This window comes from Gordonia sp. N1V (genome assembly GCF_029269935.1).
GTDB classification, from domain to species: Bacteria; Actinomycetota; Actinomycetes; order Mycobacteriales; family Mycobacteriaceae; genus Gordonia; species Gordonia polyisoprenivorans.
On record NZ_JARJDD010000008.1, the window covers coordinates 78,627 to 91,154 of the forward strand.

Below are 12,528 nucleotides of genomic sequence, written 5' to 3' on the forward strand. Positions count from 1 at the left end.
AAGCTGGACCCATGGCCGGAGGTTCACGGGTGGCCCTCGCCCTGGGCAGTGGAGGTGCGCGCGGGTACGCCCATATCGGGGTGATCGCCGAACTCGAGGCCCGCGGCTTCTCCCTCGTCAGCATCGCCGGCTCGTCGATGGGCGCCCTCGTCGGCGGATTGCATTGTGCCGGTGGACTCGCCGAGTACGTCGAGTGGATCAGCGGCCTCAACCAACTCGACGTCATGCGACTGCTCGACGTGTCGCTGACCAAACCGGGCGGGGTCATCGGCGCCGAACGCATCGTCGCGCGCGTGCAGGACATCCTCGGCGACGTAGCGATCGAGGACCTGCCCATCCCGTTCACCGCCGTGGCCACCGACCTCGGTGCCGGCCGGTCGGTGTGGTTTCAGCGCGGGCGTCTCGTCGACGCGATCCGCGCGTCGATCGCGATCCCCGGAGTCATCGCACCCCACCTGCTCGACGGTCGGCTGCTCGCCGACGGCGGCATCCTCGATCCGTTGCCGGTGGCGCCGACCTCCGCGGTTGCCAGCGACGTCACCATCGGCGTGGTCCTCGACGGGGAGGGTGGCTCCGCGGCGCGCGCGGCCCGGGAGACCAAGGCCAAGGGCGTCATCCGACGCAACGTCGACCCGATCCTGTCGAGCGAGTTCGTGCGCTCGGTCCGCGACCGCATCGGTCTCGACCCGCACACCGACGCCCCGGATTCCGCCGACACCGTTCACTCCGGAACCGAAGACCTCGGGCCGGCGGGCGAAGACCCGGGCGGTGAACCCAAGACCGGAGAACCCAAGACCGGAGAGCCCAAGACCATGGGCCGTATCGAGGTGCTCAGCCGGTCGCTCGACATCATGTCGATCGCGCTGACCCGACATCAGATCGCCGGGTATCCGCCCGACATCCTCGTCGAGATCCCGCGGAAGTCGGTGCGCACGCTGGACTTTCACAAGGCCTCGGAGATGATCGAACTCGGCCGATCGAAGACCGCCGAGGCCCTCGACCGGCTTCCCGAACTCCCATGAGCGACCGCGGATGAAACAGATCCCCCGCGGAATCTGGGTGTTGCTGAGCGCCAATGTGGTCATCGCGCTCGGCTTCGGCCTGATCGCCCCGGCGCTACCGAGTTTCGCGCGTAGCTTCGACGTCGGTTACACGGCGGTGTCGGCGGTGGTGTCGGCGTTCGCGGTGATGCGTCTGCTGTTCGCCCCGACCACCGGACGGCTGGTCACACTGCTCGGCGAACGCCGAATCTATTTGTCCGGCCTGCTGATCGTCGCCGCGAGTACCTTCGCGTGCGCCTTCGCCCAGAGTTACGTGCAACTGCTGATCTTCCGGGGGCTCGGCGGTATCGGATCGACGATGTTCACCGTGTCGGCGATGGCGCTTCTGATCCGGTTGTCGCCCAACGACATCCGCGGCCGCGTGGCCGGGTTCTTCTCCGCGGGTTTCTTGATCGGCAACATCACCGGTCCGCTGGTGGGTGCGGCACTGGTCGGGTTCGGGTTGCGGATGCCGTTCGTCGTGTACGCAGTCGCGTTGGTGATCGCGTCGCTGGTGGTGGCCACCCAGCTCCGCGACAGTGGTGCCCCGCCCACCGAGACCGGCGCCGCCGACGGGGTGATGACGCTGCGGACGGCGCTGCGCGACAGCGCCTATCGGGCGATCCTGGCGTCCAACTTCACCCAGGGCTGGGCGTCGATGGGTGTTCGGGTGGCGGTGGTGCCGCTGTTCATCACCGATGGTCTGGGTCAGGAGCCCGCGATGGCCGGTGTGGTGCTCGCGGTGTACGCCGTCGGCAATGTCGCCGCGATCCTGGCGGCCGGCCGCTTCTCCGACCGCTACGGTCGCCGCAAGGTGATGCTGCCCGGGCTGCTCATCATGGCGGTCTCGACCGCGGTGCTCGGCTTCTCACCGAATATCTGGGTGGCTTTGGGGCTCTCGGTGCTCGCCGGCGTCGGCTCCGGGTTGTTCGCGCCGACCCATCAGGCCGCGCTGGCCGACGTGCTCGGTGCCCGTAAACAGGGTGGATCGGCGCTGGCCGCCTACGGCATGTCGTCGGATCTCGGTGCCATCGGCGGGCCGGTGATCGTCGGATACGTCGCCGACAGAGTCGGATTCGGGCCGGCCTTCGTCTTCACCGCCGCCGTCGCGGCGTTCGCCTTCGTGATGTGGCTCTTCGCCCGGGAAACCGCCCCGGAGGTGCTCGGCGCACCGGCCAAGCTCACCGACCCGGAGACACCGGCCACTCCCGACTAACGTATGAGGGCATGGCGAGGACCCCCGAATCCCCCGCGCACCCCGACGCCTCTGTCGCGGCCGGCCCGTCCGTCCTGGGATGCACCACCGAGGTGGGCCGACTGCGTGCGGTGATCATGCATCGCCCCGGCCCGGAGCTGGCGCGGCTGACCACCGCGAACGACGCCGACTACCTCTTCGCCCGGGTTCCCGACCTCACACGCGCCCGCGACGAGCACGACGCCTTCGCCGGCGCGCTGCGCGACCGCGGCGTCGAGGTGCTGTTACTCGGCGATCTGCTCACCGAGGCGATCGAACACAGTGGGGCCGCACGCATCCAGGGCATCTCGGCGGCCGTCGGGGTGCGCAGGCTCGGCCCGCACCTCGTCGACGAGCTCAGCCGCCATCTGCGCGCGCTGCCGGCCGCCGATCTCGCCCGCGTCCTCACCGGCGGGATCACCTTCGGCGAACTGCCCGACATCAACGTATCGACGTCGTCGTCGCTGGTGCGGCAGATGCATCACGACGACGAGTTCGCGATCGAACCGCTGCCCAATCTGCTCTACAGCCGCGACAGCTCGTTCTGGGTGGGTTCGCGGTTCGCGATCTCGTCGCTGGCGCGTCGGGCGCGGGCCCGCGAGGCGTCGCTCGTCGACCTGATCTACGCCCACCACCCGCGGTTCCTGGGGGCGCGTCGCGCCTACGAGTCCCGGGTGGCACCGGTCGAGGGCGGCGACGTCCTGCTGCTCGCCCCGGGTGTCGTGGCGGTCGGGGTGGGGGAGCGCACCACCCCGGCCGGCGCGGAGGCACTGGCCCAGAGCCTGTTCGCCGATGCCCTCGCCCACACCGTCCTCGCGATCCCGATCGAGCGGACCGGGGTGTTCATGCACCTGGGAACGATGTGCACCATGGTCGACACCGAGAAGTTCCTGGTGCACCCGGTGATGGCAGAAGGCATGTCCGCCTTTGCCGTTCGCGACGACGGCACGGGCGGGGTGAGCGTGTCGCAGGCGCGTCCGTTCGCCGACGCCGCGGCCGAGGCGATGGGCCGGGACCGCATCACGCTGATCGAACCCGACCTCGCCACCGGGGTGGCCGATCCCGGTCAGTGGAACGACAGCAGCAACACCCTCGCCGTCGAGCCCGGCGTCGTCGTGTCCTACCGCCACAACTCCGACACCAACCGACGGCTGCGGGAGTCGGGCATCGAGGTCATCGAGATCGACGGTTCCGAACTCGACGCGGGGCGTGGTGGCCCGCGCTGCATGGCCTGCCCGCTCGCACGTGACGAGATCTGAGGCCCCGTGACCACCGACCCCAACGTGCCCATCCACCTCGCCGGGCTGCTGCGCATCGATCCCACCGCCGCGCGCCCGCCCTACGAACAGATCCGGTTGGGCGTGATCGAGCTCATCGGGTCGGGAAAGATCTTGGTGGGGGCGCGGATTCCGACGGTCCGGGCACTGGCGTCGGATCTGCGCCTCGCGCCCAACACCGTTGCCCGCAGCTACCGCGAACTCGAGGCGGGCGGCATCATCGAGACCCGCGGACGTCACGGATCGTTCATCAAGGCCGGCCCCGACGCCCGGCTCGCGGCCGCCCAGAACACCACCGTCGAGCATGTGAAAAGCCTGCGTGAGCTGGGGTTCGACGACGCGGCGATCCTTGACATGCTGCGGCGCGCTCTCGGCTGGAGTTGAAGTTCGCCAAGATTGTTGCTTGTGTGAATTGGTGCAAAAAGCCCAAAAACCCGCAACCGTAACGCGAGTCTCGTTGGATCCGACGGTGTTCGGGGTCACTGCCGCGATCGTCATCGGTTTCGTCGCCTGGGGGCTGATCGGCCCCGACAGCCTCAACACGGTCAGCGACACCGTCCTCGGATGGATCACCACCAATCTCGGCTGGCTGTTCGTGTTGGCGGCCACCGGATTCGTGATCTTCGCGGTCTATCTCGCGGTCAGCAAGTACGGTCGCATCCCGCTCGGAGCCGACGACGAGAAGCCCGAATACCGCACGGTCAGCTGGATCGCGATGATGTTCAGCGCCGGCATGGGCATCGGCCTGATGTTCTTCGGCTCGTATGAGCCGCTGTTCCACTTCGTCGACGCGCCACCGGAGATGACCGCCGCCGACGTGCGCACCGCCATGGCAACGACCATGTTCCACTGGGGTTTTCACCCGTGGGCGATGTACGCGGTGGTCGGGCTGGCGATCGCCTACGGCACCTACCGATGTGGGCGTACCCAGTTGATCAGCTCGGTGTTCGCCCCGCTGCTGGGGTCGCGGACCAACGGACCGATCGGCAAGATCATCGACATCCTCGCGATCTTCGCGACCCTGTTCGGGACCGTCGCCTCGCTGGGACTCGGTGCGCTGCAGATCGGTTCGGGGATCAGCAAGGTCGGCTGGCTCGACAATCCGGGCACCATGCTGTTGGTGGCGATCGTCGCGATCCTCACCGCGTGCTTCGTGGCGTCGGCGGTGTCGGGGATCGCCAAGGGCATCCAGTGGCTGTCCAACATCAACATGGTGTTGGCGCTGATCCTCGCGGTCTTCGTCTTCGTGGTCGGCCCCACCGTCTTCATCCTCGATCTGCTGCCGACCACCCTCGGCGCCTATCTCAACGATCTGCCGTTCTTCTCGGCGCGCTCGGGCGCCACCGTCGACGCCGACGGTCAGCAGTGGCTGGCCGACTGGACGATCTTCTACTGGGCGTGGTGGGTGTCGTGGACCCCGTTCGTCGGGATGTTCCTGGCCAAGATCTCCAAGGGCCGGACGATCCGCGAATTCGTCATCGGCGTCATGGTGGTGCCGGTGGTGGTGTCGTTGCTGTGGTTCTGCATTTTCGGCGGCACCGCGATCCGGGAGAACATGGACGGCGTGCTGCCGTTCGACCCGGCCACCGCCGCCAGCGAGGACACCCTGTTCGATGTGCTGGCCAACCTGCCGTGGACGGGTATCGCCTCGGCGCTGGTGATGATCCTCGTCGCGATCTTCTTCGTGTCCGGCGCCGACTCGGCGTCACTGGTGATGGGTACGCTCTCCGAGCGCGGCACCCACGAGCCACGCCGGGTGACGACCGTGTTCTGGGGTGTGCTGACCGGTGCCGTCGCCGCGTTGCTGCTCGCGATGGGCGGCGACGACCCCGACCACGAAGCCCTCAACGGCATCAAGCAGATGGCGATCATCGCCGCGCTGCCGTTCGTCCTGGTGATGATCGGCATGTGCGTCTCGCTGTACATGGATCTGCGGCGTGACCCGCTGATCGTGTCGCGTCAGATCCTCGCCGGACAGGTCGACGACCACATCCGCAAACAGGCCGAGGTGATCAGCACCGGTGAGATGCCGGTCGCCGGTACCACGCCGATCGTGGCGAGCCCGGACGGGCAGGTTCCGGACGGTCGCGTTTCGGACGGGCAGGTTTCGGACGGGGCGGGCGCGACACCGCGCACCGAGTAGCCCGGCAACAACCGTCGAGTGGGCGCCCTGTCGCGTCGATCGGGCGCCCATTCGCGTCGACCGTGCGCTGTATCCCGTCGACCGTGCGCTTGATCGCGTCGATCGGGTATCAGCCCCAGCTGGGCAACCAGATCTCCTGCCGCCACATCGTCGGCGAGATGGGGGAGGCGGTCAGGATCGGCCACAGCCAGACGAAGTTGGCGACGACGAGCCCCACATAGAGGGCGACGACGATGACCGCGAGCGCCTGCCTCTCCGGTCGGGTGCCCGGCACGGCGCGTCGCGATCCGCGCAGGATGTCCCCGCAGGCCAGGGCCAATCCCATCACCAGGAACGGCGCGAGCACGGTCGCGTAGAAGAAGTACATCTGACGGTCGAGTTCGATGAACCACGGCAGGTAGCCGGCGGCGTAGGCGGTGACGACCGCGGCGTAGCGCCAGTCGCGTCGCACGAACCACGACCACATGCCCCAGAGGAGCATCGGCACCGACAACCACCACATCGCCGGTGAGCCGATGAGCATCTGCGCGCGGACACATTCGCCGCCGCCGCATTGGTCGGGTCCGTTCTCCAGGGCATAGAGCATGGGCCGCAGGCTCATCGGCCACGTCCACGGTTTGGATTCCCACGGGTGGTGGTTGCCCGCCGAGTTGGTGAGATGCTCGTGGAAGCTCAGGACACCGGCCTCGTAGTACCAGAGTGAGCGCCACGCGCCGGGCAACCACGACCATGTGCCACCGGTGCCGATGGTGTTGCCGACCTGATAGCGGTACACCGACGTCTCACTGGAGAACCACGGGATGAACGTCGCCAGGTAGATGGCGATCGGCATCACGGCAAGGCTCATGCCCGCCGGGAAGACGTCGCGACGCAGCGTGCCCAGCCAGGGGCGCTGCACGTGATAGGCCTTGCGGGCGGCGACGTCGAAGCCCACCGAGAGCAGCCCGAAGAAGATGATGTAGTAGATCCCCGACCATTTGGTACCGCAGGTCAGCCCGAGCATGACGCCCGCGGTGAAGCGATACCAGCGAAAGCCCAGGCGCGGCCCGAACACCGAATCGTGGATGCGGCCTTCCAGATACACCTTGTGCATGCGTGCCCGCACCTGGTCGCGGTCGGCGATCAGCGCGGTGAAGGTCGCCACGACGAACAGTGCCTGGAAGATGTCGAGCATGCCCAGCCGTGACTGGACGACGAGCACGCCGTCGCAGATCGCGAAGATCCCGGCGATCGCGCCGATCAGGGTGGATCGGGTCATGCGTCGCACGACGAGGTAGATCATCACCACGATCGCGATGCCCGACAGCGCCGAGATCACCCGCCACCCGAGCGGGGTGTAACCGAACATGGCCTCGCCGGCGGCGAGCAGCCATTTGCCGACCGGTGGATGCACGACCAGCCCGTAGGCCGGGTTGTCCTCGATCCAATTGCCGCCGGTGAGGACCTGCCAGCCCTGCGGGACGTAATGCTTCTCGTCAAAGATCGGGGTGCCGTCGTCGGTCGGCGTGTTCAGCGACCAGAAGCGTGTGATCGTCGCGAGCAACGTGATGACCAGGCCGACGATCAGTCCGCGAACGCGGTCGGGAGCGCCGAACAGAGGGGTCGGGATCTCCGGACCGGGCCGTGGCGCGGTCGGGTGCGCCGACGCCGTGATCTCGGCGCTGAGGTGTCGGTCGCGCTGGGCGACGTCGCCGGCGGTGAGGGTCACTCGTCCGATCGTAATGGTCGCCGGACGGCGACCGGCCAGGCCGTAGGCTTGCGGGATGACTTCGCCGTCGCCGACGGGTGCCCTGGTGCTCGCGGCCACCCCGATGGGCCGATACGACGACGCGTCACCTCGCCTGGTCGAGGCCCTGCGCACCGCCGACATCGTCGCCGCCGAGGACACCCGCCGCGCCCGCGCCCTGGCCGCCGGGCTGGAGGTGACCATCGCCGGTGAACTCATCAGTTACTACGACCAGGTCGAGGCCGCCCGCACACCGCGCCTCGTGGAGGCCATCGCCGCCGGCGCCACGGTACTGCTGATCACCGACGCCGGCATGCCGTCGGTCAGCGACCCCGGCTATCGCATCGTCGTGGCCTGCGCCGACGCCGGACTGCGGGTGACCGCACTGCCCGGGCCGTCGGCGGTCACCACCGCGCTGGCGGTGTCGGGGATGCCGTCGGAACGGTTCTGCTTCGAGGGGTTCGCACCCCGCAAGTCCGGGGCGCGCCGCGACTGGCTGGGCGTGCTGCGCGACGAATCACGCAGCGCCGTGTTCTTCGAATCGCCGCACCGACTCGCCGACTGTCTCGCCGACGCCGTCGAGGTCCTCGGCCCGGAGCGTCGGGCGGCGGTGTGCCGTGAGCTGACCAAGACCTACGAGGAAGTGCGGCGCGGAACGCTCGCCGAACTGGCCGCGTGGGCCGCCGACGGGATCAGAGGGGAGATCACCGTGGTGCTCGCCGGTGCCGTTGCCGGCGAACCCGACCTCGACGAACTCGTCACCCGTGCAACGGCACTCGCCGACGACGGAATGCGTTTGAAAGACGCGTGCGCGCAGGTCGTCAAGGGCACCAACGCCTCTCGACGCGATGTGTACGAGGCGGTGCTGGCGGCACGATCGGTGGACTGACCGGCGACTCGTGGCGTCAGGCCTGTGCGGAGATGATGCTGGCCGCCTTGTCCAGGCACTCCTGCCATTCACGTTCGGGATCGGAGTCGATGGTGATGCCGCCGCCGACGCCGAGCTCCAGCCCGCCGCCGGGGGATATCTCGACGGTGCGGATGGCGACGTTGAGATCCAGGAGCGCGTCGGGTCCGGCGAGACCGACTGCGCCGCAATACACTCCGCGCGGCGACGATTCCCATTCCGCGAGCAGTCCGCGCGCCCGTAGTTTCGGGGTGCCGGTGACCGAGGCCGGTGGCCAGGTGGCGTCGAGGAGTCGGGAATTGCCGACGTCGGGCGCCACGATCGCCTCCACCCGCGACACCAGGTGCCACACACCGGGTGCCGGGACGACGGTGAGAAGGTCGGCGACTCGCACCGATCCGGTGACCGCGACGCGCCCGAGGTCGTTGCGGACGAGGTCGACGATCATGATGTTCTCGGCGATGTCCTTCGTCGACGCCGACAACACGCTCGGGTCGGCGTCGGCGGCGATGGTGCCCTTGATCGGCGACGACGAGACGATGTTGCCGGTCCGGCGCAGGAACGTCTCCGGTGAGAAACTCGCGACCGCACCCCACTCGCCTTGCAGGAAGGCCGATTTGGCCGGACGTGTCGCGCCGGTGAGGTCGAGATAGAACTCCAGTGCCGACCCCTCGAGGTGGCCGGTGAAGCGGGTACACACGCACGCCTGGTAGATGTCGCCGGCGCGGATCGCCTCCAGACACTTCTCGATGGCCTCGACGTGGTGGGCGTGGTCCGGTGGCATCCATCGTGCCGACCACCGCGACCCCGACCACAACGACCCCGACGGCAGCGGGTTCCCGCCGACCCGCCCCAGCGCGGCGTCGTCCATCGCCCGGGTCACCCAGTCGGGCTGCGGTGAGCCATCCACCGACACGTGTCGCCACTGCCCGCTGCGCAGTACCAGCAGACGTTCGGTGAGTCCGCCCGCACACGACGGCAGCGTGGCCGCGGGCGCGTGCGAACCGTCGAAACCGCAGTAGCCCAACCAGAATCGGTCGGTGCGGTCGGCTGGAGCCGACCCGGCGCGAATCTCGATCGACGGCGCGATCACCGCGTCGGCATCCCACCAGTCGCCGATGAGTGCCGCCGGACCGGGCACGCCCTGTTTCGTCGCGGAATGCTGCAACGACCGCAGGACGTCGAGCGCGGTGGCCGTCATGCCGGAACGATCACGCCTCGTAACGAGGGAAGACCGGTGCGGGCTTGGGCAGTTCGGTTCCCGGCACCAGTCGCTGGGCGACGGCCGCGAAGTCGCGGTGGTCGTCGACGCGCAGCAGATCGAGCAGTGTGCCGCAGGCCGTCGGCATGACCGGCTGGGCCAACAGGGCCACCACACGCACGACCTCGGCGCACACGTAGAGCACGGTGCCGGTGCGCGCCAGATCGGTCTTGGCCAGTTTCCACGGTTCCTGTGCGGAGATGTAGCGGTTGGTCTCGGCCAGCGTCGTCCACAACGTCTCGAGACCGAGATGAATCGCCTGGGCGTCGAAGTGCTCACGCATCTTCGGAAGCAATTCGTCTGTGGCCGTGAGTAATCGCCGATCGTCCTCGGTGAACTCGGCCGGAGCCGGCACCGCGCCGTCGAAGTACTTGCCGATCATCGACAGGGTGCGCTGGGCGAGGTTGCCGAACTCGTTGGCCAGGTCGGCGTTGATCCGCGACACGATCGCTTCCGCCGAGTACGACCCGTCCTGCCCGTAGGACACCTCGCGCAGGAAGAAGTACCGCACCGGATCGAGACCGAACTCGTCGATGAGGTTGTCCGGGTCGACGACGTTGCCGACGGACTTGCTCATCTTCTCGCCGCGGTTGAACAAGAAGCCGTGGGCGAACACACGTTTGGGCAGCGGCAGGCCTGCGCTCATCAGGAACGCCGGCCAGTACACGCAGTGGAAGCGGATGATGTCCTTGCCGATGATGTGCAGATCGGCCGGCCAATACCGTTCGTAAGTGGCCTCGTCGTCGGGAAAACCCGCACCCGTCAGATAGTTGGTCAGCGCGTCGACCCATACGTACATGACGTGATCGGGATGCCCGGGCACCGGCACACCCCAGTCAAAGGTGGTGCGCGACACCGACAGATCGGTCAGCCCACCCTTGACGAAGCTCACCACCTCATTGCGCCGCACGTCGGGCCCGACGAACTCCGGGTGGCTCTCGTAGAGATCGAGCAACTTGTCCTGATACGCCGACAGCCGGAAGAAGAAGCTCTGCTCCTCGGTCCAGGTCAGGACGTGACGGGTGTCGGTGGCCACGCGCTGCCCGGCGTCGTCGACCTCGGTGTCGCCCTCGGCGTAGAACATCTCGTCGCGCACGTCGTACCAGCCGGAGTACGTGTCGAGGTAGATGTCGCCGGCGTCGACCATGCGCTGCCAGATCGCCGCCGATGCCCGTTTGTGATCCTCGTCGGAGGTCCGGATGAAACGGTGATAACTCGAACCGAGACGATCCTGCAGCTCCTGAAACCGGTCGGAGTTGCGGTTGGCGAGCTCTGCGGTCGGGATGCCCTCCTTCTCCGCGGTCTGCTGCATCTTCTGCCCGTGCACATCGGTGCCGGTGAGGAAGCGCACGTCGAAGCCGTCGAGCCGCTTGAACCGGGCCAGCGCGTCGGCGGAGATGTACTCGTAGGCGTGCCCGATGTGCGGTGCGCCGTTGGGGTAGGCGATCGCGGTGGTGAGGTAGTACGGGCGGCCCGCTCCGTGCGAGGCGGTCGCGTCGGAGGTGGGGGCGTCGGTGCTGGTCAGGTCACTGGGCATAGTGATGACAGGATACGGGGTCGCTCCCAGCCACAGCCCACCCCGTCACGCTCTGGTCAGCGCGGACGTCGGCGAATCCCGCTGCTCCCGGTGGCTGGTACGCGGTGTACGAATACAGCTTCCACCGCAGCGGGGTACCGACCCCGATTTTCGGCTGTTTTCGCCCGATTCCGTGGAAGTTGTATTCGTACGGCCGGGCGTCCGGCCGCGGATGCGGGGCCGATTCGGACATCACCCGATACCCTGGCCCCATGGTGATGGCTGATCGTCCCGGGGTCGCAACCGCATCGGCGCCGGTGACCGCGTTGACCATGGTCGGTTTGGCCGACAGCATGCTCAACGGCCTGGCCCGCGTGCCGTTCCGCCGGTTCTGGCAGGGGCCGGGCGGACTACTCGACAACGTGGGGCAGTCGGTCACGCGTCAGGCCGTGCGCTCGTTCATGGGCTACATCGTCGGCCTGCCCATCGAGGAGTTCCGGTCGATGGAGAAGGTGCTCGACGAACTGTGCCGGACGGTCATCCCACCGTTCATCCACCTCACCGACGACGTCGAGGTCACCGACGACGAGATCAACGGGGTGCCCGGACTGTGGGTGCGGTCGCGGTCGAGTTCGGATGCCTTCGTCGACGACGACGCGCAGAAGAAGACCATCGACGGCACCATCCTCTACCTGCACGGCGGCGGCTACATCGGGACCACCCCGATGATGTACTCGGCCTTCGCCGCATCCCTGTGCAGCGGCACTGGCTGCGAGGTCTTCATCGCCGACTACCGGATGGCGCCGGAGTTCCCGTTCCCCGCCGGCGTGCACGACGCCGCCGATGTCTATCGCGGACTGCTCGAGCGCGGCGTCGACGCCGATCACCTCGTCATCGCCGGTGATTCGGGCGGCGGCGGGTTGGCGACCTCGCTGGTCACCTACCTGTCGGAGATCGGGTCGCCGCGCCCGGCGGCTCTGGCGCTGTTCTCCCCGGAGGTCGATCTCGATCTCGACCACCCGTCGATCACCGACAACGCCAAGACCGACATCCTGCCGTGGAACGTGCCCGTCACGCCGTATCTGCACGGCGTCTCACCCGATGACACGCGCGTGTCGATGACGAAAGCCGAACCGGACGCGCAATGGTTCCCGCCGACCTTCGTGACGTGGGGTGCCGACGAGATGTTCCGTGATCCCATCCGCGAATTCGTGGAGACGCTGCGCGCCGCCGACATCGAGGTCATGTCGCTGGAGGAACGCGGCATGTTCCACGTCTTCCCGATCCTGATGCCGTGGGCGGAGAGCTCGCACGAGGTGTACCGCGAACTCGACGAGTTCGTCGACCGTCACGTCACCCCGGACCCGGCCGCCGCACCCACCCACTGACGAGCGCTCCAGGCGACCGACAAGCGCTTCCGCGCC

10 protein-coding genes are annotated in these 12,528 nt (G+C 67.9%); 7 read left to right on the forward strand and 3 right to left on the reverse strand.

Features of this window, described 5'->3' with window-relative positions:
- Window positions 1-11: 11 nt before the first annotated feature.
- The 5 genes from P3L18_RS12590 to P3L18_RS12610 are packed head-to-tail and all read left to right on the forward strand — an operon-like array spanning window position 12 to window position 5,694.
- Window positions 12-1,022 (forward strand): patatin-like phospholipase family protein, encoded by a 1,011-nt coding sequence (locus P3L18_RS12590; protein ID WP_276114221.1) that lies wholly within the window; start codon window positions 12-14, stop codon window positions 1,020-1,022.
- 10 nt (window positions 1,023-1,032) lie between these two features.
- Window positions 1,033-2,256, forward strand: coding sequence for an MFS transporter (locus P3L18_RS12595; protein WP_276114222.1), 1,224 nt, complete (start codon window positions 1,033-1,035; stop codon window positions 2,254-2,256).
- 11 nt (window positions 2,257-2,267) lie between these two features.
- Window positions 2,268-3,533 carry an arginine deiminase gene (locus P3L18_RS12600; protein WP_276114223.1) on the forward strand — a complete coding sequence of 422 codons (1,266 nt, stop codon included), beginning with the start codon at window positions 2,268-2,270 and terminating at the stop codon, window positions 3,531-3,533.
- 6 nt (window positions 3,534-3,539) lie between these two features.
- Entirely contained in the window at window positions 3,540-3,935 is a 396-nt protein-coding gene (locus tag P3L18_RS12605) for a GntR family transcriptional regulator (RefSeq protein ID WP_006369569.1), read from the forward strand.
- Window positions 3,936-3,954: 19 nt separating this feature from the next.
- Entirely contained in the window at window positions 3,955-5,694 is a 1,740-nt protein-coding gene (locus P3L18_RS12610; protein WP_276114224.1) for a BCCT family transporter, read from the forward strand.
- 109 nt (window positions 5,695-5,803) lie between these two features.
- On the opposite strand, the gene P3L18_RS12615 is transcribed toward P3L18_RS12610, so the two are convergent.
- Window positions 5,804-7,348 (reverse strand): glycosyltransferase family 39 protein, encoded by a 1,545-nt coding sequence (locus P3L18_RS12615; protein ID WP_253194180.1) that lies wholly within the window; start codon window positions 7,346-7,348, stop codon window positions 5,804-5,806.
- Window positions 7,349-7,457: 109 nt separating this feature from the next.
- On the opposite strand from P3L18_RS12615, the gene rsmI reads away from it, so the two are divergent.
- Window positions 7,458-8,309: a 16S rRNA (cytidine(1402)-2'-O)-methyltransferase gene (gene rsmI / locus P3L18_RS12620; RefSeq protein ID WP_079931715.1), complete on the forward strand. Its 852-nt coding sequence runs from the start codon at window positions 7,458-7,460 to the stop codon at window positions 8,307-8,309.
- A 16-nt stretch (window positions 8,310-8,325) separates the two neighbouring features.
- On the opposite strand, the gene P3L18_RS12625 is transcribed toward rsmI, so the two are convergent.
- On the reverse strand, window positions 8,326-9,528 hold the full coding sequence (locus tag P3L18_RS12625; protein WP_079931716.1) for an aminodeoxychorismate synthase component I: 1,203 nt from the start codon (window positions 9,526-9,528) through the stop codon (window positions 8,326-8,328).
- 10 nt (window positions 9,529-9,538) lie between these two features.
- Entirely contained in the window at window positions 9,539-11,125 is a 1,587-nt protein-coding gene (metG, locus tag P3L18_RS12630) for a methionine--tRNA ligase (protein ID WP_079931717.1), read from the reverse strand.
- A gap of 251 nt (window positions 11,126-11,376) precedes the next feature.
- On the opposite strand from metG, the gene P3L18_RS12635 reads away from it, so the two are divergent.
- On the forward strand, window positions 11,377-12,492 hold the full coding sequence (locus tag P3L18_RS12635) for an alpha/beta hydrolase (RefSeq protein WP_079931718.1): 1,116 nt from the start codon (window positions 11,377-11,379) through the stop codon (window positions 12,490-12,492).
- Window positions 12,493-12,528: the final 36 nt, after the last annotated feature.